The organism is Antarctobacter heliothermus (assembly GCF_900188425.1).
GTDB lineage: Bacteria > Pseudomonadota > Alphaproteobacteria > Rhodobacterales > Rhodobacteraceae > Antarctobacter > Antarctobacter heliothermus.
On record NZ_FZON01000001.1, the window covers coordinates 206,997 to 231,559 of the forward strand.

General features: G+C 64.8%; 27 protein-coding genes. 10 read left to right on the top strand and 17 right to left on the bottom strand.

The genetic code is table 11. The features are described 5' to 3' along the window. Window positions 1-11: 11 nt before the first annotated feature. From CHB90_RS00995 to CHB90_RS01010, 4 genes are all read right to left on the bottom strand, one after another. Entirely contained in the window at window positions 12-491 is a 480-nt protein-coding gene (locus tag CHB90_RS00995) for a cytochrome c-type biogenesis protein (protein WP_425426576.1), read from the bottom strand. Further along, window positions 488-2,455 carry a heme lyase CcmF/NrfE family subunit gene (locus tag CHB90_RS01000; RefSeq protein WP_089275950.1) on the bottom strand — a complete coding sequence of 656 codons (1,968 nt, stop codon included), beginning with the start codon at window positions 2,453-2,455 and terminating at the stop codon, window positions 488-490. The genes CHB90_RS00995 and CHB90_RS01000 overlap by 4 nt, the downstream gene beginning before the upstream one ends. Window positions 2,456-2,541: 86 nt before the next feature. Beyond that, on the bottom strand, window positions 2,542-3,102 hold the full coding sequence (locus tag CHB90_RS01005) for a holin family protein (RefSeq protein ID WP_170940953.1): 561 nt from the start codon (window positions 3,100-3,102) through the stop codon (window positions 2,542-2,544). Then, window positions 3,093-3,716, bottom strand: a complete 624-nt coding sequence (locus CHB90_RS01010) for a holin-associated N-acetylmuramidase (RefSeq protein WP_245823103.1) — start codon at window positions 3,714-3,716, stop codon at window positions 3,093-3,095. Before CHB90_RS01010 ends, CHB90_RS01005 begins: the two co-directional genes overlap by 10 nt. Window positions 3,717-3,799: 83 nt before the next feature. Here CHB90_RS01010 and CHB90_RS01015 point away from each other — a divergent pair, with 83 nt between their 5' ends. Beyond that, the gene (locus CHB90_RS01015) at window positions 3,800-4,231 is read left to right on the top strand and encodes a cupin domain-containing protein (protein ID WP_089275951.1); all 432 of its coding nucleotides are present in this window, start codon (window positions 3,800-3,802) and stop codon (window positions 4,229-4,231) included. A gap of 59 nt (window positions 4,232-4,290) precedes the next feature. Here CHB90_RS01015 and CHB90_RS01020 read toward each other — a convergent pair whose 3' ends face one another. The 4 genes from CHB90_RS01020 to zwf all read right to left on the bottom strand — a co-directional run bounded on the left by CHB90_RS01020 (window position 4,291) and on the right by zwf (window position 8,815). Beyond that, window positions 4,291-4,896: a PRC-barrel domain-containing protein gene (locus CHB90_RS01020; RefSeq protein WP_089275953.1), complete on the bottom strand. Its 606-nt coding sequence runs from the start codon at window positions 4,894-4,896 to the stop codon at window positions 4,291-4,293. Window positions 4,897-4,986: 90 nt separating this feature from the next. Beyond that, complete coding sequence (gene pgi, locus CHB90_RS01025) at window positions 4,987-6,570, bottom strand: glucose-6-phosphate isomerase (RefSeq protein ID WP_089276016.1); 1,584 nt, start codon at window positions 6,568-6,570, stop codon at window positions 4,987-4,989. Between the two features lie 96 nt (window positions 6,571-6,666). Beyond that, the gene (gene pgl, locus CHB90_RS01030) at window positions 6,667-7,344 is read right to left on the bottom strand and encodes a 6-phosphogluconolactonase (RefSeq protein ID WP_089275955.1); all 678 of its coding nucleotides are present in this window, start codon (window positions 7,342-7,344) and stop codon (window positions 6,667-6,669) included. A 16-nt stretch (window positions 7,345-7,360) separates the two neighbouring features. Continuing rightward, complete coding sequence (zwf, locus tag CHB90_RS01035) at window positions 7,361-8,815, bottom strand: glucose-6-phosphate dehydrogenase (RefSeq protein ID WP_089275956.1); 1,455 nt, start codon at window positions 8,813-8,815, stop codon at window positions 7,361-7,363. Window positions 8,816-9,022: 207 nt separating this feature from the next. On the opposite strand from zwf, the gene CHB90_RS01040 reads away from it, so the two are divergent. The 5 genes from CHB90_RS01040 to CHB90_RS01060 all read left to right on the top strand — a co-directional run bounded on the left by CHB90_RS01040 (window position 9,023) and on the right by CHB90_RS01060 (window position 13,300). After that, window positions 9,023-9,970, top strand: a complete 948-nt coding sequence (locus CHB90_RS01040; protein WP_089275958.1) for a radical SAM protein — start codon at window positions 9,023-9,025, stop codon at window positions 9,968-9,970. After that, window positions 9,967-10,332 carry a YybH family protein gene (locus CHB90_RS01045; RefSeq protein ID WP_089275959.1) on the top strand — a complete coding sequence of 122 codons (366 nt, stop codon included), beginning with the start codon at window positions 9,967-9,969 and terminating at the stop codon, window positions 10,330-10,332. Before CHB90_RS01040 ends, CHB90_RS01045 begins: the two co-directional genes overlap by 4 nt. Window positions 10,333-10,436: 104 nt before the next feature. Continuing rightward, the gene (locus tag CHB90_RS01050; RefSeq protein WP_089275961.1) at window positions 10,437-11,378 is read left to right on the top strand and encodes a nucleoside hydrolase; all 942 of its coding nucleotides are present in this window, start codon (window positions 10,437-10,439) and stop codon (window positions 11,376-11,378) included. After that, the gene (locus CHB90_RS01055) at window positions 11,375-11,821 is read left to right on the top strand and encodes a GNAT family N-acetyltransferase (RefSeq protein ID WP_089275962.1); all 447 of its coding nucleotides are present in this window, start codon (window positions 11,375-11,377) and stop codon (window positions 11,819-11,821) included. The genes CHB90_RS01050 and CHB90_RS01055 overlap by 4 nt, the downstream gene beginning before the upstream one ends. Before the next feature lie 60 nt (window positions 11,822-11,881). Then, window positions 11,882-13,300, top strand: a complete 1,419-nt coding sequence (locus CHB90_RS01060; RefSeq protein WP_089275964.1) for a protein adenylyltransferase SelO — start codon at window positions 11,882-11,884, stop codon at window positions 13,298-13,300. 25 nt (window positions 13,301-13,325) lie between these two features. Here CHB90_RS01060 and CHB90_RS01065 read toward each other — a convergent pair whose 3' ends face one another. Further along, window positions 13,326-14,237, bottom strand: coding sequence for a DMT family transporter (locus CHB90_RS01065; protein ID WP_089275965.1), 912 nt, complete (start codon window positions 14,235-14,237; stop codon window positions 13,326-13,328). Between the two features lie 158 nt (window positions 14,238-14,395). Between CHB90_RS01065 and CHB90_RS01070 the strand changes: the two genes are divergently transcribed. The 3 genes from CHB90_RS01070 to CHB90_RS01080 are packed head-to-tail and all read left to right on the top strand — an operon-like array spanning window position 14,396 to window position 16,600. After that, the gene (locus tag CHB90_RS01070; RefSeq protein ID WP_089275966.1) at window positions 14,396-15,250 is read left to right on the top strand and encodes a DUF533 domain-containing protein; all 855 of its coding nucleotides are present in this window, start codon (window positions 14,396-14,398) and stop codon (window positions 15,248-15,250) included. A gap of 10 nt (window positions 15,251-15,260) precedes the next feature. Beyond that, the gene (locus CHB90_RS01075) at window positions 15,261-16,187 is read left to right on the top strand and encodes a DMT family transporter (protein WP_089275968.1); all 927 of its coding nucleotides are present in this window, start codon (window positions 15,261-15,263) and stop codon (window positions 16,185-16,187) included. After that, window positions 16,184-16,600 (top strand): Fur family transcriptional regulator, encoded by a 417-nt coding sequence (locus tag CHB90_RS01080; RefSeq protein ID WP_089275969.1) that lies wholly within the window; start codon window positions 16,184-16,186, stop codon window positions 16,598-16,600. Before CHB90_RS01075 ends, CHB90_RS01080 begins: the two co-directional genes overlap by 4 nt. A gap of 341 nt (window positions 16,601-16,941) precedes the next feature. Here the strand turns inward: CHB90_RS01080 and CHB90_RS01085 are convergent, their stop codons facing one another. The 6 genes from CHB90_RS01085 to CHB90_RS26450 form a co-directional block, all read right to left on the bottom strand. Then, window positions 16,942-17,292: a GNAT family N-acetyltransferase gene (locus tag CHB90_RS01085; RefSeq protein WP_089275970.1), complete on the bottom strand. Its 351-nt coding sequence runs from the start codon at window positions 17,290-17,292 to the stop codon at window positions 16,942-16,944. A gap of 93 nt (window positions 17,293-17,385) precedes the next feature. After that, complete coding sequence (locus tag CHB90_RS01090) at window positions 17,386-18,102, bottom strand: alanyl-tRNA editing protein (protein ID WP_089275971.1); 717 nt, start codon at window positions 18,100-18,102, stop codon at window positions 17,386-17,388. Continuing rightward, entirely contained in the window at window positions 18,099-20,537 is a 2,439-nt protein-coding gene (locus CHB90_RS01095; RefSeq protein WP_089275973.1) for a DUF3772 domain-containing protein, read from the bottom strand. The genes CHB90_RS01090 and CHB90_RS01095 overlap by 4 nt, the downstream gene beginning before the upstream one ends. After that, window positions 20,534-21,568: a cysteine synthase A gene (locus tag CHB90_RS01100; protein WP_089275974.1), complete on the bottom strand. Its 1,035-nt coding sequence runs from the start codon at window positions 21,566-21,568 to the stop codon at window positions 20,534-20,536. The genes CHB90_RS01095 and CHB90_RS01100 overlap by 4 nt, the downstream gene beginning before the upstream one ends. Before the next feature lie 248 nt (window positions 21,569-21,816). Beyond that, window positions 21,817-22,212 carry a group III truncated hemoglobin gene (locus CHB90_RS01105; RefSeq protein WP_089275975.1) on the bottom strand — a complete coding sequence of 132 codons (396 nt, stop codon included), beginning with the start codon at window positions 22,210-22,212 and terminating at the stop codon, window positions 21,817-21,819. Between the two features lie 2 nt (window positions 22,213-22,214). Next, window positions 22,215-22,370, bottom strand: coding sequence for a hypothetical protein (locus CHB90_RS26450; protein WP_170940954.1), 156 nt, complete (start codon window positions 22,368-22,370; stop codon window positions 22,215-22,217). A gap of 81 nt (window positions 22,371-22,451) precedes the next feature. Between CHB90_RS26450 and CHB90_RS01110 the strand changes: the two genes are divergently transcribed. Further along, on the top strand, window positions 22,452-22,880 hold the full coding sequence (locus tag CHB90_RS01110; protein WP_089275977.1) for an RrF2 family transcriptional regulator: 429 nt from the start codon (window positions 22,452-22,454) through the stop codon (window positions 22,878-22,880). A gap of 119 nt (window positions 22,881-22,999) precedes the next feature. Here CHB90_RS01110 and CHB90_RS01115 read toward each other — a convergent pair whose 3' ends face one another. Beyond that, window positions 23,000-24,130: a gamma-glutamylcyclotransferase gene (locus tag CHB90_RS01115; protein WP_342744932.1), complete on the bottom strand. Its 1,131-nt coding sequence runs from the start codon at window positions 24,128-24,130 to the stop codon at window positions 23,000-23,002. Beyond that, entirely contained in the window at window positions 24,121-24,561 is a 441-nt protein-coding gene (locus CHB90_RS01120; RefSeq protein WP_089275980.1) for a TrgA family protein, read from the bottom strand. The genes CHB90_RS01115 and CHB90_RS01120 overlap by 10 nt, the downstream gene beginning before the upstream one ends. Between the last annotated feature and the right edge of the window lie 2 nt (window positions 24,562-24,563).

A 24,563-nucleotide genomic window follows, 5' to 3' on the forward strand; every position in this document is an offset into this window, starting at 1 on the left:
CCTACCGGGGTCTAGTCCTTCAGCAACTCATCCAGCCGTTTTTGCTCATCCTCGCTCAGCCCGGCCTCTCCGCCCGCAGGCACCTGACCGCGGCGGCGGATATAGGCCACCCCCATCCCCAGCGCGAGCACAAACAGCCCAGGCCCCGACGCCCAGAGCAGCCAGTTCCAGCCGCCGGTTGTCGGCTTCAGCAAAACAAACTCGCCATAGCGATCGACGATAAAGGCCACCACCTCGGCGTCCGTATCCCCGGCCAGCAGACGATCCCGCACCAGCAGCCGCAGATCCTTCGCCAATGAGGCGTTGCTTTCGTCAATGCTTTCGTTCTGGCAGACCAGACAGCGCAGCCCTGCCGAGATGTCCCGCGCGCGCGCCTCCAGCGCCGGATCGTCCAGCACCTCATCGGGTTGCACCGCCAACGCCACGGTCGCCACGAGGGCAAGAACACCGCCAAGGACATAGGGCCGACACCGCGTCATGAAATCCATCATTCCGCAGGCACCCCTTGCACCGGCGCCGCCTTGCGCGCGCCGGCCGCGATCCGGTAACGACGGTCACTGAGGCTCAGGCAGCCGCCAAGCGCCATCAAAAGTGCGCCACCCCAGATCCAGTTTGCCAGCGGTTTGATATAAACCCGCATGACCCATCCGCCGCCGTCCTGCGCATCACCGATCACCACATAGACGTCGCGCATGAAACGGTAATCAATCGCCGCCTCTGTCGTCGGCATCTGCGCCACCGGATAGATGCGTTTTTCGGGGTTCAGCACGGCCACGTCGCGGCCCGCCTTGGTGACCAGCACCTGACCCATGGTGGAGATATAGTTCGGCCCCTGCACGCGCTGCACGTCCTGCAGCGTGAACTCATAGGCGCCGACCTCAAAGGGCGTATCGATTTGCGCAACCCGAATATCCTCTTGCTGCCAGGCCAGCATCCCGGCAATGCCCAGCATCGTGACGCCAAGGCCCGAGTGCGCCACCGCCTTGCCCCATTCAGAGCGCGGCAGCCGGAACAGCCGCGACAGGTCGCGGTTCTGACCCGTGCGGCTGATCAGGTCCGTTGCCGCACCGGCCACCAGCCAGGTGCCCAGAAAGACGCCGATCGGCCCCATCAGGCTGCGCCCGGTCTGCATCGCCCAGACCAGCCCCATCAGCGCCACCGCCAGCCCAAAGGCAGGCATCAGCGACCGCAGCACGCGATCCAGTTTGCCGCGTTTCCAGCTGATCATCGCGCCGATGGGCAGGATCAGGCCCAGCACCACCATGAACGGCGTAAAGGCCATGTTGAAGAACGGCGCCCCGACCGACAGTTTCCGGTCAAACAGCATCTCGGCCACAAAGGGCCACATGGTCCCGACAAAGACGACAAAGCTGGAGACCGCCAGCAGCACGTTGTTCGCCACCAGCGCGCTTTCGCGGCTGACAACACCAAAGACGCCCTTGGCCTCCATCGTCTTGGCCCGCGCGGCAAACAGAGTCAGCGCGCCACCGGTGAAGAACAGCAGGATATACAGGATGAACTTGCCGCGCACCGGGTCATTGGCAAAGGCATGGACCGATGTCAGCAGACCAGAGCGCACGATGAACGTGCCGATCAGCGAAAAGCCAAAGGCAAGGATCGCCAGCAGGATCGTCCAGCTTTTCAGCGACTCGCGCTTTTCCACCACGATGGCGGAATGCAGCAGCGCACCGGCAAAGAGCCACGGCATGAACGATGCGTTCTCCACCGGATCCCAGAACCAGAACCCGCCCCAGCCCAGTTCGTAATAGGCCCACCACGATCCCAGCGCGATGCCGATCGTCAGAAAGATCCACGCCGCCAGCGTCCAGGGCCGCACCCAGCGCCCCCAGGCCGCATCGACGCGCCCCTCGATCAGGGCGGCGACGGCAAAGCTGAAGCAGATCGAAAGCCCGACATAGCCAAGGTACAAAAACGGCGGGTGAAACGCCAAACCGGGGTCTTGCAACAGCGGGTTGAGGTCGGTGCCATTGATCGGCGCGACGGACAGTCGATCAAACGGGTTGGAAGTGAACAGGATAAAGGTATAGAAAGCCGCAGAAATTGACGACTGCACCGCCAGCACACGCGCCCGCAGCGTCGGCGGCACATTGGCCCCGAACCATGCCGCGCAAGCCCCGAACAGCGCCAGAATCAGCACCCAGAGCAGCATCGACCCTTCGTGATTCCCCCAGACGCCGGAGATCTTGTAGAGCATCGGTTTGTCGGAATGGCTGTTCTCGTAGACGATCCGCAACGAAAAATCCGAGACCACAAACGCATGGGTCAGCGCCGCAAAACTGACGGCGACCAGCAGGAATTGCAGCGTTGCCGCCGGTTCCCCCACGGCCATCCAGCCGGGCCATCGCTTGTGCGCGCCCACCATTGGCATGACCATCTGAACAATCGAGACCAAAAAGGCCAGGATGAGGGCGAAATGTCCGAGCTCTGTAATCATGAGCCGGACTATAGGGCGCGGAAAAAAGCGGGCCAATCGAAATCGGCCCGCAGATCAGATCACAATGTCGCAATGTATGGCCTGTGTCAGCCGCGTCCCGCCCGCCAATCCGCCAGCGCCGGGTTGTCCAGCGGCATCTCAAAGCTGGCAGGATCCACCGGGGCGTCTCCGGGCGTCACGTCGCGCAACGCCTCGACATCGCGCACCGTCTGGACGACTCGCGGCACCGCCGCCATGGTCGCCGCCAGATCGCGCTGAAAGTCCTGCCCCTTGGCATGGTGGCGCGCGCCAAAGTAAAAGCTGACAATCGCCGCCAGCAGCCACCACAGCGGTTCCGGCACCAGCGAGATGCCCGCCATGCGCGCGGCAAACCACACCGGATCGACCATCGCTGCCACGAACAACCCCAGCGTCCCCAACGCCATCGCCGGGCGTGGCACCCGGTTCAGCGCATCCATGAAGCGGTCAAACCAGCCCCGGCGCACCACCCGGAACTCTCCGGCCATCTGCGCCAACGCCGCCTCTTGGGCATCATGCCCGCGCTGCGCCTGCGCCTCGGCGTTGATGCGGAACACCTCTGCCGTTTCGGCAACCACGTTGCGGCCAGAGCCGAACAGCGCCCCCAGAAGTTGACCAATCAGCCCCATGCCGCCACCCGTGCCTGAAACTCGACATCCGTCATGTGGTAGCGGGCAGAGATGAACTTTTCCGCCCGTTTGATCCAACCGCCCTTGCCACCCGCACGCGTCCGCGCGTACTTGCGCGAGGCGGGCCGGTTGTCGGCGATGCGGAAATAGTAGTTGCGCCGTGCGATCCCGTAGGCATCGACCATGTGACCGGGCGCCTTGCCATAGGCGCGCGCGGTGGCGGCGACGGTCTGCGGGCCAATCGCGCCGTCGACGCTGACCTCTTCGCCCATCTGGTTCAGCAGCCGTTGCAGGATCTTCACCGCGTTGCCGCCCGCGTTCACATACATGTCAAACACCGTCTCATGCAGCGGTTCCGGCAGGTCGGCGATGCGCGGCTTGATATAGTAATGCGTCAGAAAGATCGTCACCGCCTGTTCGCGGGTGATCTGGCGCACGTCTTCGGCATCCACCCGCCCGTCGCCGGTCAGGTCCAGACCCAGCCGGCGCATGGTATGGATCGTCACGCCGTATTTCGTCGCCCCGCCGGGGTCGTCGGGGTCGTTGACATAGCCCCCCTCGCGGGCCACGATTTCCTCTGCCATCCGGCGAACGTCGGTCGTCACAGTCGACATCTTGTCTCTCCTGCTCGGTTCAGTCTTGATGACCCAAAGGTGCGCGTGGGGCGTTAACCAAACCTCAGAGGACCGTACGTTGCATGATAGCTGATGAGATCATCGCCCTGCTGGATCTGTCGCCCCATCCCGAGGGCGGGCACTATCGCCAGACCTGGCAGGCCGCAGGTGAGGGCCGGTCGCCCGGCACCTGCATCTACTTCCTGTTGAAAGCCGGTGAGCGCAGCCACTGGCACCGCGTCGATGCGGGCGAGATCTGGCACTTCTATGCTGGCGCGCCGCTGCGCCTGATACGCGCACCAACCGACAGCGGTCCGCGTCAGGACATGATCCTGGGCCCCGATCTGGCCGCCGGGCAGCGTCCGCAGGGGATCGTAGAGCCGGGCCATTGGCAGGCGGCGGAAACCCTAGGCGACTGGACATTGGTGGGCTGCACCGTCTCGCCGGGGTTTCGGTTCGAGGGGTTCGAACTGGCCGCGCCCGGTTTCGACATCCCCGACCAGACCAAGACCTGAGGCACAAACGAAAAACGCCCGGGGACATGCCCCGGGCGCCATAGGTCAAGTCAAACAGATCACTCGACTTTTTCCATTTCGGTCAGTTGCTCGCTGGTGTACGGCGTCACGACCGCGTAGCTGACTTCATCCACAGACACCATGCGGGTCTGGTCCAGCGGCAGCAACACAAGCGTGTCACCCATCCCGAGGAAGCCGCCCACTTCGGCCACCAGTCCCGAGATCTTGCCGTCTTCGCCCAGGACGAAGTCATCGATCGACCCGATCCGGGTCCATTCGTCGGCAACGGTGTTATAGTCCACCGTCGGATCCCAATCGACCTGCTCTTCGGCGGCCAGCGTGTAGATCGGCGCGCCGATGATGACAGAGGCCTTGGTGGACGACATCAGGCCGATGGAATGGTCTGCGGCATGACCGGTATCGGCCATCTTGTCTGTGTCCATCTTGGGGGCAACCGGATCGGCGTCTTCGGCCATATCAGTCGCCATGGGATCGGCGTCCGGTGCCATCGGATCGGCAGTATCGGTCACCTCGGGGGCATCGGTCTGCTCCATCGGCACCGGATCCTTGGCCGGATCCATGGTGTCACCCGCGGCGTGGCTTTCGGCCAGCGCAAGGGTGGGAACGAGGGCAGTCGTTGCGACAGTCAACATGAAGCGTGTCATGGCGATCTCCTTTGTTTCGTTCGATCTGCCTTGAAAACGCGCCTTTTTTCGCCTTCGTTCCCGGAATTGTTTTTTCGCCTTGATGGAACTTCAGCCGCGCCCGTGCGTATGCACGAACCTCAGCAATTGGGCGGTCGATCCGTCCTTGCCCTCGACCTCTTGTGCGCCCGTCACCATCGGTCCCAGCGCGGTGGCCAGCTCCTTGCCCAGCTCGACGCCCCACTGGTCAAAAGAGTTGATGCCAAGGATGACCCCCTCGACAAACACCCGGTGTTCATACAGCGCCACGATCTTGCCCAGCGTCTCCGGGTCCAGCAGCGGATATATCAGCGTCGTGGACGGGCGGTTGCCGGGGAACACCCGGTGCCGCGCTTGCCGCTCCAATTCATCACCCTCAAACGCATCCGCCACCTTGCCGCGCGCCTCATCCAGTGACCGGCCACGCATCAGCGCCTCGGACTGCGCAAGGCAGTTGGCAACCAGCAGGTCGTGATGATGCTTCAGCTCTGGCTCATGGCCCTGTGCCGCCACCAGGAACTCTGCCGGGATCACCCGCGTGCCCTGATGGATCAATTGGTAAAACGCGTGCTGGCCGTTGGTGCCCGGCTCTCCCCAGACCACGGGGCCAGAGTTATACGGCAGATCGGCGCCGTCCATGCTGACGCCCTTGCCGTTCGATTCCATCTCCAGCTGTTGCAGGTAGGCGGGTAGCCGCATCAGACGGTTGTCGTAGGGCAGCACCACGCGCGACGCATGGCCCAGCACCTGATTGTGCCAGATCCCCACCAGAGCCAACAGCACCGGCAGGTTTTCGGCCAGTGGCGCGGACTGGAAATGCCGGTCCATCTTCATGCCGCCGGTCAGGAAGGCCCGGAAATTGTCCGGCCCCACCGCCAGCATCACAGACAGGCCAATCGGTCCCCAGACCGAATAGCGCCCGCCAACCCAATCCTCGAACCCGAACACCCGTTCCGCCGGGATGCCAAAGGCCCCCGCCTTTTCTAGGCTGGACGACAGCGCAACAAACTTGCCCGCGTCGGATACGCCGTTTGCCGCCAGCCAGTCCTTTGCGGTGCGCGCGTTTGTCAGTGTCTCGATGGTGGTAAAGGTCTTGGAGGCGACGATGAACAGCGTTGTCTCAGGGTTGCATTGCTTCAGCGTGTCGGTGACATCCGCGCCATCGACGTTAGAGACAAAATGCGTGCGCGGCCCGTCGTGATAGGGTGCCAGCGCCAGCACCGCCATGACCGGCCCAAGGTCGGACCCGCCGATGCCGATGTTCACAACGTCGGTGATCTCTGACGCGCGGATTTCATCCGCCAGCGCCTCCATCCGGTCCAGCGTCTCCAGCACGGGTGGCATGACATCCACGCCGTCCACCGCAACCGCAGATCCATCAAGGTTGCGCAAGGCGGTGTGCAGCACCGCCCGGCCCTCGGTCTCGTTGATCTTTTCGCCGCCAAACATCGCGTCGCGCCGCGCCGCCACGCCGCGAGTCTCGGCCAGTGCCAGCAGGGCTGCGCGCACGTCGCCGTCGATCTGCGTCTTGGAATAGTCGAACAGCAGCCCCTCGGCTGTCAGGCTGAACTCTGCCGCCCGCGCCGTGTCACCAAACAGCGCCTCGATCCGGCGATCGCCCTGTGCCGCAGCCAAACCCTTGAGATCTTCGAACATGGTGCCCCCTTGTCCGCCCTGTTGGCGGCGCATTTCGTTTCGTCTGGCCGCCCGTATGCGGGCAGCATGTCACAACCAGAAGACAGACCCTCGCGGTCAGGCGGCCCAATGCACCACGGCATCGGACAGGACCGCGTTGATCGGTGCCTCGGCGGGCGGCTTGCCGCGCGCGCCTTCCAGCACCGCGCGCTTTTCCGCGCCATAGATCAGAACATGTTTGCGCAGCGCGCCGTTCAGCACCGGCGCGGTCAGCGTGATGCGCGGCTCCGGCGCGCCGGGCGCGCGCATCGGCAACAGGATCGGGGCCTTGGGTGACAGCGCCTCTTCCAGCAGGTCGGCCCCCGGAAAGATCGAGGCCGTGTGCAGGTCCGCCCCCATCCCCAGCAAGACCACCGCAAGCGGCAGTTCCTCTGCGATGGGCGCGGCCAGCGCGTCCAGCGCCCCCTCTGGTTCCGGCGCATCGGCATACAGCGGCAGATACCGCGCCTTGGCGGCACGGTCGACCAACAGACGTTCGCGCAACAGCGCGGTGTTCGACCGTGGATGATCCTCTGGCACCCAGCGTTCGTCCGTCAGCAGAACGTCCACCCGCGACCAGTCCAGATCGACCGCGCAGAGATGGTCAAACACCGGCCCCGGAGAGGTGCCGCCCGGCACCGCCAGCGCCACGCGGTCCTCATGGCCCAGCGCGGCGCGCAGGTCGCCTGCCATCTGGTTGGCCAGATCGATGACCAGCATCTCACGGTCCTGATACGCGATGAATTCATAGTTCATGACTGGGCCTTTCCCGTTAAACCCGGATCTCCCGCCATCGGCGACCATCCCGGTGCATCAGCATCAGCGCGTCTTCCGGCCCCGCCGTGCCCGCGTCATAGGGCTTGGGCACTTCTCCCCGGCTTTGCCAGCCGGCGATGATCGGATCGGTCCAGGCCCAGGCCGCCTCGACCTCGTCGCCGCGCATGAACAGGGTCTGATTGCCCCGGATCACGTCCATGATCAACCGCTCATAGGCGTCGGGCACCTCTTCGGCCTCTGGTCCCAGCGCCTCGGCAAAGGACATGTCCAGCGGCACATCCACCAGACGCATGCCGCCCGGCCCCGGCTCCTTGATGGTCACGTCCAGCGTCATGCCCTCATTCGGTTGCAGCCGGATCGACAGCACGTTGCGATGCCGCCCGGATTCCGAATCAAAGATCGAATGCGGCGCATCCTTGAACACCACCGCGATCTCGCTTGTCCGCCCGCGCAGCTTCTTGCCGGTGCGCAGATAGAATGGCGTGCCCGCCCAGCGCCAGTTCGAGATATGGCATTTCATCGCCACAAAGCTCTCGGTGGTCGAGCGCGGATTTTCCACGTGCACCCGATAGCCCGGCTGATTGTCATCCGCGTCGTACTGACCGCGCACGATGTGGTGGTAATCCACCGGGTCCAGCGCGCGGATCACCTTCAGCTTTTCGTCGCGCACCGAATCCGGTTCAAACCGCGCGGGCGGCTCCATCGCGATCAGGCACAACAGCTGCATCAGGTGGTTCTGCACCATGTCCCGCATCGCGCCCGATTTGTCGTAATAGCCGCCGCGCCCGCCGACATCGACGGTTTCGGCCACGGTGATCTGTATGTGATCAACGTATTGCGCGTTCCACAGCGGCTCAAACAGCATATTGCCAAAGCGCACCGCCATCAGGTTCTGAACGGTTTCCTTGCCCAGATAATGGTCAATCCGGTAAATCTGATCCTCGGCAAAGTGCTGGCGCAGCGTCGCGTTCAACGCCTTGGCGCTCTCCAGATCGTGGCCAAAAGGCTTTTCCACCACTACGCGGCTGTCATCATCGGCCAACCCAAAAGTGCGCAGCCGTTCCGCCAGCGCCCCGAACAGCGACGGCGCAACAGAGAAATAGAAGGCGCGCACAAAGCCGTCGCGCAGATGGCCTTTCAGCGCCTCCCAGCCGCCGTCGCCCATGGCGTCCACCGCCTCATAGTCGACGATCTCGAGAAACTGCTCCAGCGTGCCGTCCTCGCAATGGCGCCCACCGCCAAATTCGGCCACCGCCTCGGCCACCAACTGGCGAAAGCCTGCGGTGTCCATCTCGCTGCGGGCCGCCCCCAGAATGCGAGCCTCTTCGGGCATCTGCCCGCTGCAAAAACGCCGGAACAGGCCCGGCAGGATCTTGCGGCGGGCCAGATCGCCCGTCGCCCCAAAGATAACCAGGTCGAAAGGCTCGACCGGAATAACGCGTGAAACCATAAGCCCCGTGCCTTTCCTGTTCGGTCGCCTGTGCCGCTTCGGCACCCGCCGTTAGCGCTAACGACCCTTGTCACGCACCGCATACCCCATGTCCAAGTGAAAGTCTAACACCCATGTGATGCTTCACAATGGCGTCAGGCAAAATCTTCGGACTGGTCCCGCCAACGCCGACGATCTAGGTCACAAAGAAGACGCGAAGGATGTTCCATGAAAGACACGCTTGCCGCAAACGTAGGTAAATTCAACGATCCCGACAGCACCGCAACGGGTGAGGCGCGCGCCAAGGTTGCCCTCAGCGATCCGCAAACGCTGTGGTTCAACACCGGGACGCTGTGCAACATCGCCTGTCTGAATTGCTACATTGAAAGCTCGCCCGAGAACGACAGCCTTGTCTACATCACGGCGGATGAGGTCAGCGCGTACCTTGACCAGCTTGACGCGCGAAACTGGGGCGTCTCGGAAATCGGCTTTACCGGCGGTGAGCCGTTCATGAATCCCCAGATGATCGACATGGCACGCCGCTGTCTGGAACGCGGCTATCAGGTTCTGATTCTGACCAATGCCATGCGCCCGATGATGCGCCCCGCGATGCGCGCCGGGCTGGAGGCCTTGCAGGCACAACACGCAGATCGCTTGACCCTGCGCATTTCGCTCGACCACTGGTCGCGCACCAACCACGACGCCGAACGTGGCCCCGGCACCTTTGACAAGACCATCGACGGGATGCGCTGGCTGCGTGACACCGGCATCCGCATGACCGTCGCTGGCCGCAGCATGTGGGGTGAGGCAGAAACCGACGCCCGCGCCGGATTCACCCAGCTGTTCGAATCCGAAGGCTTTGCCATCGACGCCGCCGACCCCGGTCAATGTGTGCTGTTCCCGGAAATGGACATGACCGTCGAGGTGCCGGAAATCACCACCGCATGCTGGGGCATCCTGAACAAATCGCCCAAGGACGTGATGTGTTCCTCGTCGCGGATGGTGGTCAAACGCAAGGGCGCGGCCAGCCCCTCGGTCGTGGCCTGCACCCTGCTGCCTTACGACCCGCAGTTTGACATGGGCGAGACGCTGGAACAGGCAGAGGCCCCCGTGCCGCTCAACCACCCCCATTGCGCCAAGTTCTGCGTGCTGGGCGGGGCGAGCTGCTCTGCATGACCGCGCGCGACACCTTTCAGCCGCTGCTGGACGCCTATGTCGCCGCCTACCGGTCCGGTGACGCCGACGGCTGCGCCGCCTGCTTTACCGCTGACGCCCAGATGCTGTCCCCCTACGCGCCGCCCGCGCGGGGACGTGCCGCCATCGCCGCGCTGCACGCCGACTGGGTGACGAACGGCCACGGCAAGGCATTGACCCTGACGGACGGCGGCCGTGACGGTGATCTGGGCTGGGGTCTCGCGGAGTTTTCCGAGGGCGCGGCAACAGGCACAGGCACAACCCTGTGCGTGTTCCGGCGTCAACCGAATGGCGGCTGGCTGATCCACATGTGCAGCCTGACCGCCACGGACCCGGCGGACTGACACCGCCGCCAAGACGCCCCGGCGAACCCTTGCCGACGCCGCAATCCATCTTGCACCGCCCTGTTTCGCGTGCGACTGCTCCGGCATCACGCAGGAGATCCCGGATGGCCCCGAAAAAGATCATCATCGACACCGATCCCGGTCAGGATGACGCCGTCGCCATCCTGCTGGCGCTGGCCTCTCCCGATGAGATCGAGGTTCTGGGCATCACCTCCGTTGCGGGCAACGTGCCGCTGGCGCTGACCACCCTCAATGCCCGCAAGGTCTGCGAACTGGCGGGCAAGCCCGGCACCCCGATCTACGCGGGTTGCGACCGTCCGCTGGCGCATACGCTGGTCACCGCTGAACATGTCCACGGCAAGACCGGCCTCGATGGTCCCGACCTGCCCGACCCCACCATGCCCGTCCAGGATCAGCACGCCGTCGATTTCATCATCGACACCCTGCGCGCGCAGCCCTCCGGCACCGTCACCCTGTGCCCGCTGGGGCCGCTGACCAATATCGCCACCGCGCTGCAAAAAGCCCCCGAGATCGCCGCCCGCATCCGTGAGATCGTGCTGATGGGCGGCGCCTATTTCGAGGTCGGCAACATCACCCCCGCGGCCGAGTTCAACATCTACGTCGACCCCGAAGCCGCTGACATCGTGTTCAAATGCGGTGCGCCTATTGTCGTCATGCCGCTGGACGTGACGCACAAGGCGCTGGTCACCACCGCCCGCAACGAGGCGTTCCGCGCCATTGGCAGCGACGTGGGCTATGCCGTCGCCCAGATGACCGATTTCTTCGAACGCTTCGACAAGGAGAAATACGGCTCTGACGGCGCGCCCCTGCACGACCCCTGCGTGACCGCCTACCTGATCCAGCCCGACCTGTTCACCGGACGCTTTGTCAACGTCGAGATCGAAACCCAATCCGCCCTGACACGCGGCATGACCGTCGCCGACTGGTGGCACGTCACCGACCGCCCGCGCAACGCCACCTTTATCGGCAACGTCGATGCGGACGGCTTCTTTGCCCTGCTGACCGAAAGACTGTCCCGGCTATGAAATCGCTGCATCTGGCGGGTGAGGACGACGCAGGCAAGCTGCTGTCCCTCGTCGCCGCCTTTCACACCGAAATGGGTTTTGACACCAGTGACGAACACCGCGCGGCGGCCATCGCCCCGCTGCTGTCGGGATCGCCACACGGGGCCGTCTGGCTGGTTGGCCCGCGCCGCGCGCCGGTGGGCTATATCGTGCTGACCTTCGGCTGGTCGGTGGAATTTGGCGGCCTCGATGCCATCGTGGATGAACTCTACATCCGCCCCGCCGTGCGCGGGCGCGGCATGGGGCTAGAGGCGCTGGACGGCATCGCCAAGGCGATGAAACCGGCGGGCGTGCGCGCCCTCCACCTGGAGGCCAACCGCGAGGATGAGCGCGCCCACCGCTTTTACGGTCGCGCCCGGTTTGCCCCCCGGGACAAATACCTCTTTATGTCCCGCGTGCTGTAGCACCGCTCTTTTCGAGCCGCACCGCTGGCGCGACCCGACGTCCCCGCCTATATCTGGGGCATGACCCTGCACATCCCCTTTGACAATTCCTACGCCCGCCTGCCCGATGGGTTCTTTGCCCGACAGGGACCGACCCCGGTCAAGGCCCCCAGCACAATCGCGTTCAACGACGATCTGGCCGCTCTGCTGGGCATCACCGGCGCGGACGATCCGGCGCTGGCGTCCATGTTCGGCGGCAATGCCCTGCCGCAAGGGGCCGAACCGCTGGCGCAACTGTATGCCGGCCACCAGTTCGGCCAGTTCAACCCGCAGCTGGGCGATGGCCGCGCGCTGCTGCTGGGTGAGGTCGTGGGCCACGACGGCATCCGCCGCGACATCCAGCTCAAAGGCTCCGGCCCGACGCCATTTTCCCGCCGGGGTGATGGCCGCGCATGGCTGGGTCCGGTGCTGCGGGAATACGTCGTGTCAGAGGCGATGCACGCGCTTGGCATCCCCACCACCCGCGCGCTGGCCGCGATCCGCACCGGACAGGAGGTCATCCGCGACCGCCCCCTACCCGGTGCCGTCCTGACCCGCGTCGCGCAAAGCCATATCCGGGTCGGCACCTTTCAGGTGTTTGCCGCGCAGCGCGACACCGACCGCCTGCAAACGCTGTTCGACTACACGGTCGACCGTCACTACCCCGATGCCAAGGACCCGCTGGACCTGCTCAACGCCGTCATGGACCGGCAGGCCGATCTGATCACCCGCTGGATGGCCGTGGGCTTTATCCACGGGGTGATGAACACCGACAACTGCGCCCTGTCGGGGGAAACCATCGACTATGGCCCCTGCGCCTTCATGGACAGCTACGACCCTGACACGGTGTTCAGTTCCATCGACCGCTTTGGCCGCTACGGCTATGCGGCGCAGGCGGACATCATCGTGTGGAACATGGCGCAACTGGCCACCGCACTGGTGCCGTTGATGCCCGACACCGACAAGGCGGTTGAGGATTTCACCAAGGCGATCAACGCCATGCCCGACACGCTGCGCCACCACTGGCGCATCCGCTTTGGGGAAAAGATCGGACTGGCAGAAGCAACACAGGACGACCTGACCCTGATCGGTGACCTGCTGTCCCTGATGCACGAGAACAGCGCCGATTTTACCAATACGTTCCGCGCGCTGGCCGACGGATCAGCCCGCGATCAGTTCACCGACCGCGCGGCGTTTGACGCGTGGCAGACGCGCTGGAAAACCCGGCTGGACACCGAGGGTGATCCGCAAACCCTCATGCGCGGCGTCAACCCGGTGCTGATCCCGCGCAACCACCGCATCGAACAGATGATCGAGGCGGCGGTTGCCGGTGACGACGCGCCGTTCCACCGGCTGAACGCGGCGCTTGCCGCCCCTTTCACGGTGGAGGAGAGCTTTGCCGATCTGCGCCGCCCCCCGGCACAGGACGAACGGGTGCGCGCCACCTTTTGCGGCACCTGACGGCCTGCCCCCCTGCGGGGCGGGCTCAGGGGGCCGGGACCACCGGGTTCTTGCGGCTCTTGCGCCGCCTGTTGATCAGCACAATTCCGACGCCCACCAGCACCAGCGCGCCGATGAACCCGATCCCCACGGGTTCATCAAAGACCATCCAGCCAAACAGCACCGCCATGACCGGCGACAAAAAGCTGAATGAGGCCACGTCAGAGGCCGGATAGATCCCCATCAGCCGCAACCAGAACAAAAACCCGATCGAGGCGATCAGCACGCCAAACGCCATCCCGAACAGGCTCAGCGCGTCCGGTTCCCGCAGCAACGGGCCAAACAGCGGCGCCACCGCGCACAGCACCACCGCCGACACCGCCAGTTGCCAGAACAACTGCCCCTCGGCGGGCAGTTCCGACGCCCGCGTCAGCCGCACGGTCAACGCGATCCCCGCCCAGGACCAGGACGCCAGTAGCGCGAAAACATCCCCCCGGATATCCCCGGCCCCCCGGCTGTCGGGGTTGGCCAGCGCCCATGCCACACCCGTCATCGCCAGCACCAGCCCCAACGCGCGACGCGCCGACAGCGCCTCCCCCGGCAGGGTGAAATGCGCCACCAGCGCCAGCCAGACCGGCATGGCGTAAAAGGTGATCGAGGCGCGCGAGACGCTGGTCAGGTCCAGCGCGAGAAACAGGAAAATGAACTCCACGCTGAACAGCAGACCCAGCAGCAGCCCTGCCCACAGTGTCCGCCGCAGATCGCCGACACGCCGTCCACTGAATCGAATCCACAGCCCCAGACAGGCCAGTGCCAGCACCGACCGCAACCCGGCGGCAAAGATCGGGCCAAAGCCGTCGTTGGTGAACTTGATCGCCACCTGGTTAAAGGCCAGCATCGTGGCGAAAACCACCATGCCGACCGCCCCGGCCAGATCCATCTGTTGCTTGCGTTCCATGGCCCCTTGGACACCCGCAGGACGGCAAGGTCAATCCGTCCCCGTCCCCGCCCTGACGACAATTTCGGCACAGATTCGGCACAGACTTCCCCTGTGCGAAACGCCGTTCTTCTGCCACAGTCGGTCCTGACGCATCACCGGCAAGGAGGAGTAACCAAATGGGTCTCATGGGAACACTGGCCAAGATGGCCATCGGCTATGCCGCCGCACGCGGCGTGGACAGGATGTCCGGCGGACAGGGGATCGGCTCACTGCTGGGCGGTGGCGCGCAAGTGCCCGCCAAGACCCAGGCCGCCTCGCTCCAGGGGCAGATGGGCAAGATGATGGGCGGCCAGATGCCTCAGGGCGGCGGCATGCAAGAGATGATGGAGGCGATGCAAAAGGGCGGCATGGGTGCGATGCCCGGCGCGGCGGCGGGTGCGGACAACCCGATGGCCGACATGATGAAATCGCTGCAATCCGGCGGTATGGACCTGTCGGCTATGATGGGCCGCGCGGGCACCGGCAAGGGCGAGGGCATGCTGTCGCAACTGGGCGCGGGCGGCACCGGCATGGCCGGGATGCTGGCCGCCATGGCCGGCACCACCGCCGACGCACAGGGTCAGGGGGCCTCTGGCCTGCTGAACGCCATGTCGTCTGAAAACGCCCCGCCAGAGGCCGAAGAGGCCGCGGGCCTGATGCTGCGCGCGATGATCCAGGCCGCCAAGAGCGACGGTGACATCGACCGCGCCGAACAGGCCAAGATCCTCGAAACCCTCGGCAACGATGCCGACCCGTCGGACCGCGCCTTCATCCAGGCCCAGCTCAAGGCGCCGGTCGATCCCGACGCCCTCGCCTCTGACACGCCAGAGCCGCAGCGCATGCAGGTCTATTCCGCCTCGCTCATGACGATCCGCGTCGACACGCAGGCAGAGGCGCAATACCTCGACCGGCTCGCCCGCGCGATGCAACTGGATGAGGCCGTGGTGAACATGCTGCACATGCAGATGGGCCTGCAGCCACTCTACGCCTGAGGCCTGCAGCTTGGCCCGCAGCTCTGCCTTCGGCCTCGGCCTCGCTCTGGCCGGGGCGCTTATCCTGACGCCGGATGCGCTGTTGATGCGCGTCTCCGGCATGGACGGCTTTCAGATGCTCGGCTGGCGCGGCCTGTGTATGGGCGTGATCTTCATGACCGCCTGGGGCCTGACCGCCAAAACCCACCGCGCGGATCTGGCCCGCCTTGCAGGCCCGACCGCCGCGATGGTGATCCTGTGCCACGCGCTCAACGCGACGCTGTTTCCGCTGGGCATCGCGGTGTCCCCCGTCGCCCCGGTGCTGCTGGGGGTGGCTACAGTGCCGGTCTGGTCGGCGCTGCTCGCCCGCGTGCTGCACGGCGAATCCACCTCGACCGCCACATGGGTGGCCATCGCACTGGTCATGGCCGGTCTGGCCTATGCCGTCACCGACACCGGCGACGCGGCGCTTGACCCCGCCTCTCTCATCGGCGCCGCCTGCGGGCTGGGGGTCGCCCTCGCCCTGGCGCTGAACTTCGTCACCCTGCGCCACCACCCGGACCTGCCCCTGCTGCCGGTGATCGGCATCGGCGCGCTGATCGCGGGCGCTGCGGGCTGGACCGCCACCGGCCCCGCACAGATGACGCAGGGCCAGCTCTGGGCCATCCTCACCGCCAGCATCGCCGTCCTGCCCCTGTCCTTCTTCGCCCTCAGCCAGGCCTCGCGCTACACCGCCGCCGCCAATGTCAGCCTGCTGCTGCTGCTGGAAACCGTGCTTGCCCCGATCTGGGTCTGGCTTGGCACCGGAGAGGCCCCGTCCCGCCGCATGATCATCGGCGGCACAATTGTCGTGATCACCCTCGCGGTCTACGTCCTGCGCGCCCGACGCGTTCGAGGCTTGGCCTCGCGCGCGCCATTGCCTAATACGACCCCCAGACAAACCACGCCGGACCCATGACAGACAACATCGCCGAACGCTGCGCCGCCAAAGGCCTGCGCATGACAGAACAGCGCCGCACCATCGCCGATGTGCTGGACAACGCCACCGATCACCCCGACGTAGAGGATCTCTACGCGCGGGCCTCGGCGCGTGATCCCAACATCTCGATCGCCACGGTCTACCGCACCGTGAAACTGTTCGAAGAGGCCGGCATCCTCGAACGGGTCGACTTCGGCGATGGCCGCGCCCGCTACGAGGACGCGGAACGCGAACACCACGACCACCTGATCGACCTCAACAGCGGCGAGGTGATCGAATTCGTCGACCCCGAAATCGAGGCGCTGCAGGAAAAAATCGCCGAAAAACTCGGCTACCGGCTCAAGGGCCACCGCATGGAACTCTACGGCGTCCCACTCAAGAAACGCCCCTGAACGCGCGCCAAACCCCACACCCGATCTTCGTTCCGGAGCCATCCCTCGCCGCGCGGGCCGACAGGCGGCCCCTGCTGGCCGGGACAAGCAAAATCGCCGAGGGGCCCCGCATGCGGGGAGACGGCTATTTCGCTTGGCGCGGACCGCGGGGGCTGTCAGGCCAAACGCGGGGCGAGGGATGGGTCAGGGAAGAAGATCTTCGTTCGGGTGACTCCAGAAGCTGACAGCCCGCTCTCACCCGCACATGGTCTGCAAGACACGTCACCCCACACCACACCCGCGCCGCAGGCGCTAAACCTGTGCGCGCACGCGCCCATTTGGATCACGCCAAACACACCGTTTCAACAAGACCCCCCATAAGTCTCCTGAAACGCAAGGTTCATGCACATGGAAAAATGCGCCAGTTGCGCGCACTCCGGGTCGCGGTCAGCGTAGCGCACAATGGCCGTAGCGGCCTCGGTTGCGGTCATGTCGGGCATCAGGCAATAGCCCATTTCCGCCGACAGGGGCATGTAATCGGCCCCGATCAGGCTAAAGGCCCCCAGCACCCCCTCCAGCATGGCCTCACAGGTCGCGCCACCCGCGCGGCCCTGATGCAGGTCACGGCAGCTCTGAAGAAAGGCGGTGGTGTCGACCTCGGCGGCAACAGGCACGGCCGCCGCAAAGCCGCAAAATACCAAGACAAGGCGCATGTCGAAATCCTCCGGTTTGAAATCACTCAATCCCGGCAGGATATCGCGCCGCGCCCGTTCTGCCCAGCCTGCTCGGCCAGCGGCTGCGCCACCTCAAACCAGCGCGATATTTATCCGCCGGTTCTGCTTGCCCTTGTTCTCGATCTTGCCCAGCTTCAGCGCGCCGATCTCTCCGGTGCGCGCCACATGGGTGCCGCCGCAGGGTTGCAGATCCACCTGCTCGGTCCCGGTCCCGATCCGTACCAGACGGATCTGACCGGCGCCGCGCGGCGGTTGCACCGACATGGTCTTGACCAGGTCCGGCCGCGCCTCCAGTTCCGCCTCGGAGATCCAGCCGTCGCTGACCTCCAGATCGCGGTCCACCAGCCGGTTCAGCGCCTGTTCCAGCGCCTCGCGGTCCTGCGGCGGTTCAGGCATCAGAAAATCCAGCCGCCCGGTGCCCGCACCCACCTGCCCGCCGGTCACAGGCAGCGGAACCACCACGCTCAGCAGATGCAGCGCAGTGTGCATACGCATGTGCCTGTGGCGGCGTTCCCAGTCCAGCTCCTGCATGATCTGCGTGCCCACCGGCGGCAGCGATGCTGGCTCTGCCGGAACCAGTAGGGATGCGCCCGCCTCGCCCTTCAGCGTGGTGGCAATGGGCAGGCGCTGCCCGTCCCACTCCAGCCAGCCGCTGTCCCCCGGCTGACCGCCGCCGGTAGGATAAAAGATCGACTGCGACAACACGATGCCGCCCTCTTCGGTCAGCGCCACCACCTCTGCTGGGGCGTCCCGCAGATAGGCATCCTCACGATACAGTTCCATCGTCAGCCCTCATCCTCATCGCCGACCCGCTCATCGCCCAACGTGGCGGTAGACTTGCGCGGCGTGCTGCCGCTTTGCGATTTTTCACGCTCGGCGCTGGCGGCGGTCCATTTGGATTCCACCGCGTCGGCCAGCACATCGGGATTGCGCAGCCAGAGATCGCGTTGCGCAAACGGGATCTCGATGCCTTCTTCAGTAAAGCGTTCAACGATTTGGTGGCGCATCTCGGTCTTGACCCCAAGCCCCGCACCCACGTCCCGCAGGATCGCCCGAATGCGGAAATCCAGAGAATCCGCGCCAAAGCCCATGAAATCCACTGCCGGAGCGGGGTTCATAAGAACCATATCATGCTGGCGTGCGATGTTCAGCAGGATACGCTCCACCTTGCGGGTGTCAGAGCCATAGGCCACCCCCACCTCGATGATGATCCGGCCCAGTGAATTGCCGCGCGTGTAGTTCGACACGGTGCCCGTCACCAGATCGGCGTTGGGAATGATCACATCAAACCGGTCGAACGTCTCGATTCGGGTCGAGCGGACAGAGATGTCCTTGACGATCCCGTGGGTGCCGCCCACCTCGATCCAGTCGCCCTCACCGATGGGCCGTTCGATCAGCAGGATGATGCCAGAGACAAAGTTGGACACGATGTTCTGCAGGCCGAAACCGATACCGACCGACAGCGCACCAGCGACGATGGCCAGCGACGACAGGTCCAGCCCGCCTGCGGTGACGGAGATCACCACCGCCAGGAAGATCCCGACATAGCCGATGCCGGACACGATGGCGTTCTGCGCGCCCTGGTCCATCTTGGTCTTGGGCAGCACAGAGGTGCGCAGCGCCCCCTGCATCAGACGCGTCAGCATGTAGCCCGCCGCAAACACAGCGATCACCACAATGATCGACGTCGGCGAGATCCGCGTATCCCCGAGCGAGATACCCTCCTGCGCGCGCGCCCAGATCTCTGTCAGATCGGCCTCCCGCGCGCCCCAGATCAGCGCTAGAACCGGCAGAGCGACCAACGCCAGAATGAACCCCGCCAGAACCGGCAACAGGCTGTTGGTATGGTCCGGATGCCGACCCGTCACCATCTCGTAGAGGTTGTTGATGAAGCGTTGCAGCACCATGACAAGGCCGACCAGCGCCAGCGTCGCGATGGCGGGATAGACCAGCGCCTCGCCGACCTTGAAATAGCCGATTGCGGCCATGATCGGCCCGGCAACGCCCACAACCTGGATGATCCGCCCCAGCAGCTTGGCAAAGCGCAGGCGGAAATCTCCGGCAGCTTCTTCCAGCGCGGCGGCAGAGCCCACGATCGGCGCGTCATTGCGCAACCGGCCCAGCCGCACCAACAGCAGACCCGACAACAGCAGCACCGGGAACTGCACCACTGTGGCGGTCTCTGTCGGATAGCCGTCAAAGGCAATCAGCGTTGAGACGAAATCTTCCAGCACATAAAGAAACGACAGGGCGTTCGCCAGACGGCGCGCCTTGGGTCGCTCATCGGCGGGCAGCGGCAGCGCCGCCACCTCGTCGTCGTTGTTGAACGCCTGATCCGCCAGCCAGCGAATGCCGAACATCAGCGCTGCCCAGAACGGCAGCTTGCCCAGCAGCACGTTCCATTCGTCAACCGCAAAGCCGGTCGCGTTCAACGCCTGCAGCAGGGCGACAATGCCCAGATAGGGCAGCAGGATCTGGCCCAGTGACACTAGGAAACGAAAGACCCCGGTCCCGCGGCGCGTGCCGCTGCGCAATTTCTCGACAGCGGTGCGCGCCCAGATCGACCCGCGCGTGATCAGCATGACGCCGATGATCAGATACAACAGAACCGCCGGTGCGTTTTGCAGCGCCGCCGACCGCGCCGAGCGTGACCCGACGTTGGCCACGATCTCCTGCCAGAGCGACACAAACGTGGTTTTCAGGTTCTGCAAGGCGCCGGGCCAGTGGATCGGGTTCAGGGGCGAGGGCCCGAACTCCAGCAGCGCGTCGGCCTGGCGTTCCCGGATGATCCGGTCAATCTCGCCAACGATGGCATTGGCGCGCGAATAGGCCGCCTCGGCGCGCAGCACAGGCGCACGCTGATCCGCCAGCTGCGTGCTCAGCAGGTTGCGCTGATCCTTGATCTCAGCGGTTTCCGTGCCGTCCTCGGGTTCCGGCCCCAAGGCCTTGATCTGCGCCTCCAGCGTCTGGATACGCGAGGCATTGACGTCCTGCGCGGCCTGGAACTGCTCACGCCAAGTGGCGACCTGCGCGCGCAGCGTTTCCAGCCGCTCGTCCGAGGCACGCTCGGCGTCGACCATGGCCTCGGCGCGCGTGGCGATGGTTTCCCAGGACGTATAGTCCGGCGATGTCGCCTGTTGCGCCCAAACCGTCGTGGCCCAGAAGAACAGGACAACCAGAAGGGCGGCAGCGGGCCGTAAAACGGTGCGGATGTTCAGGGTCATGCGTCCTCGAATACGCCGGGGATGCTGGACGGGCCGCGCGCCATCCAGGGCGGCGTCGGCAGCCCCTTGTCACGCAGGAAATCCGGGTTGAACAGCTTGGACTGATAGCGCGTGCCGTAGTCGCACAGCACGGTCACGATGGTATGGCCCGGCCCCATCTCGCGCGCCATGTGGATGGCCCCCGCGATGTTGATGCCGGTCGATCCGCCCATGCACAGGCCCTCATCGGCCAGCAGGTCAAACACGATCGGCAGCGCCTCTTCGTCGCTGACCTGGGCCAGGAAATCGGGCTTGAACCCCTCAAGGTTGGCGGTGATGCGCCCCTGCCCGATCCCTTCGGAGATCGAACTGCCCTCGGGTTTGGCCTCCCCTTCGGTATACAGCGTGTAGATCCCCGACCCCATCGGATCGACGATGCCGCATTTCACACCCTTGGGCTGCAGAGCCATGCCAACGCCCGCTGCCGTCCCGCCAGAGCCTACCGCGCAGATGAACCCGTCGACCTTGCCGCCGGTCTGCTCCCAGATCTCGGGGCCAGTCGTTTCGATATGCGCCTGCCGGTTGGCCACGTTGTCGAACTGGTTCGCCCAGATCGCGCCATGCGGTTCCGTCTTGGCCAATTCCTCGGCCAGACGCCCGGAATAGCGTACATAGTTGTTGGGGTTCTTGTAAGGCGCCGCAGGCACCAGCACCAATTCGGCACCGGCCAGCCGCAGCATGTCCTTTTTTTCCTGACTCTGCGTCTCGGGCATGACGATCACCGTCTTGAACCCCATCGAGGCCCCCACCAGCGCAAGCCCGATGCCGGTGTTTCCGGCTGTGCCCTCGACGATGGTGCCGCCCGGCTCCAGCTGGCCTTTGGCGATGGCGTCCTTGATGATGTACAGCGCCGCGCGATCCTTGACCGATTGGCCGGGGTTCATGAACTCTGCCTTGCCCCAAATCTCACAGCCGGTCAGTTCCGACGCCTTGCGAAGCTTGATCAGCGGCGTCTGCCCGACGGCCTGTGCGAGGTCCTGCGAATTGCGCATGACATGTCCTTTCGATCCCGGTTGCCCTTGGTTTAGGGCCCGTGTGGGGGGAACTCAAGCCGATGACGCGCACCACAGGGCCGGCTCCGCCTGTGCGGGTCGGCCCGGGAAACGCGCCATCGCGGTCCCATTGACCGCGTCAACGCGCGAACCCGCTGCCGGGTTGCGACGCCGGGCACATTTTTTCGAAAAATGCATGGGGGGGGCCGCGACAGGGGGCAACCGCGCGGCGTCAGGACCGGCTGAATTCAGCCCAGATTGGGCACCATTTCCGCCCCGCAGGACGACGGAAGCCCATAGCTCAGCCCGCGTCCAATCCTGTGGGCCAGCGCCGACCACGACGCGGCCAGCATCGGCGGCAGTTCCTCGTGCAGAACGCCGTCAAACAGCGACAGCCAAACGGCAAAGTGGTCGCTTTTGACGTTGCCTGCCGCGGCATGCACCTGCATCGGATTGCCGTTGTAACACCGTTCCAGCAACAGGGCGTTGCGCCAGAACCGCACGATCTTGGCCTCATGCGGCGGCCAGTCCTTCACATGGGCGGCGAATACCGGCCCCAGCACCGGGTCGACGCGCACGCGCGCATAGAACCGGGCCACAACCGTTTCAATCTGCGCCACGGTGACGGGGATGCGCGGCGGCATGCTCAAACCACCAGCACCCAGACAACGGTCAGGCTCAGCACAAGGTAGACCAGCGTGTTGACCATCCAGCGCAGCAATCCGGCCTCTCCTTCCGGATCGACGCCCAGTTTTTCGCAGACCTTGGTTCCAGGCCACAGGAAGGCATCCGAGAGTGTCATGAGAATCGCCTTTAATTGGTATTTTCGATGCGCATTATCTAACACTACCAAATGCGCATTTCAAATGCTAAATAAGGCGCCATGCAGCTGGACAAATTCACCGACTACGCCTTGCGGATTCTGATGACATTGGCGGTGCGGTCGCCGGACCGCGTGCCGACATCGCAGATCGCCGCCCTTTATGATCTGTCGGACCATCACCTGTCCAAGGTCGCGACACAGCTTGTGGCAGAGGGCTTTGCCCACTCTGAACGCGGGCGCAACGGCGGGCTGACCCTTGGCCGTGGTGCAGAGCTGATCCGCATCGGCGACGTGGTGCGGGCGATGAAACGCGATGATCCGGTGGCAGAGTGTTTCGGGACCAACAAATCCTGCCTGATCCTGCCCGCCTGCGGGTTGCGGGGTCCATTGGCGCAGGCGCAAGAGGCGTTTTTTGCCACGCTGGACGGATACACACTGGCCGATGTGGTGCGCCCGCACAGCGCGCTTGCGGCGTTGCTGGACGGCTGATCACGCCAGCAGCCGGGGATGGTGGGCCGGGCGATCCAAAAGTTACCGAAACGTAAAACCGTCTCTGTAAACCCTTGATCTATATAGGCCGCTCCGCTGTCCACGCGTGGACAGCTCTTTTAGCCCGACCGCAATTGGCCCCGCCGTGCCGCGACCCAATTGATCAGCATCGCCAGCGGAACCACGTTGATCTCGCCCGTATCGACCAGCTCCAGCGCGTGATCCAAAGACACCACATGGCTGCGGATGTCCTCGTTCTCCTCATCCAGCCCGGCCAGCCCCTTGTCCCGCCCGGACAGGTCACACAGCCCCACATAAGAGTGATAAAACTCGGTCGTATACCCCGGTGAGGCATAGCCCCGGCAGGCCAGACGCAGCTCTTTCACGTCCACATGCGCCTCTTCCACCGCCTCGCGCCGCGCCGCCTCTTCGGGGGTCTCGCCCGCATCGACCACGCCCGCGATCGCCTCCAACACCCAAGGCGCCGGATCACCGCGATGGATCGGACCAAACCGCATCTGTTCGATCAGCAGCACCTTGTCCAGAACAGGATCATAAGGCAGCACCAGCGCCACATCGAAGGCAATGAAACACTCCCGCTCCAGCGCCGCGCTCCATGTCCCATCAAAGCGGCGATAGCGCAGCCGAAAGGGATCGATCCGAAAGAACCCTTTGAAGGGCGTGCCGCGCGCACCCTGATAATCGACGTCTTCCATGCCGCTGGCGCGGCGCAGGGTCTGCGGCGCGCCCTTGGACGCGATCTGCCCCGCCCAGGCGCGGGCGCGGAAAAACGGCAGCATCCCCGCCACCTCACGCGCCTCAAACGACCCGCGCCGGTCCATCACCTCACGCGCGGCCCCCATGGTCACGGTGCCCCAACGCGCCGCCCAGTCGTCCAGCGACCAGTCCGCCCCCGGTCGCCATCGATCCGTCTGCGGAAAATACACCTCTGCCGCATGCGCGCCCTCGTCGGTGTCCACCATCACCGGGCGCAACGCGTAGACAAAGCCGCCTTCGTAGAAATCCAGCGCCGCGCGGTCCGCATCGCTGAGGCCGCGCACCAGCATGCCCTCGGCCATGCCGCCATCGCGTTCGATCACTAGCGGAAAGGCCTGACCCTCGGCCCAGACCACCGCATGCCCCGGCAAGCGGGCAGGCACCATGTCAGGCACCCGGCCCAACACAAGTTCAAGCAGCGGCAGATGCCGCAGCGTGCCGTAGAAAAACAGATTTGACAGGGTTACCTCCAGCGTCTGCCCGCGATCTCGACCACCAGCGCCACCGCGATGGCGCCGCCCAGCAGCGTCAGGATCAACGGCATGTCCCCAAGGATCAGCCCGTAGTCGATGCTTTTCTCAAAGATGGCGGCAATGGCCTCAAGAGGCGTGTCGTAACGGCGCGCAAAGGACAGGCGCACCATCTCATTGGTGCCCTGTACCAGAACCCCCAGAACAACCATGGCAACTGCGCTGGTGATCCCGTTGTTGATCGCCGATGTCAGCCCGTCCCCAGCGCGCCGCCCCAGAAACAACCAGCCCACCAGCGCGCCAAGACCCGCGTTGACGTAGTTGAAATAGCCAAAGTCCACGCTGAACGGCACCAGCGGCCGGATCATGTCCGAAATGATCCAGCCCAGCGCCGCAAGGCCGAGGGCAGCAAGAAGTTTCGCAGCGTTGGGCATAT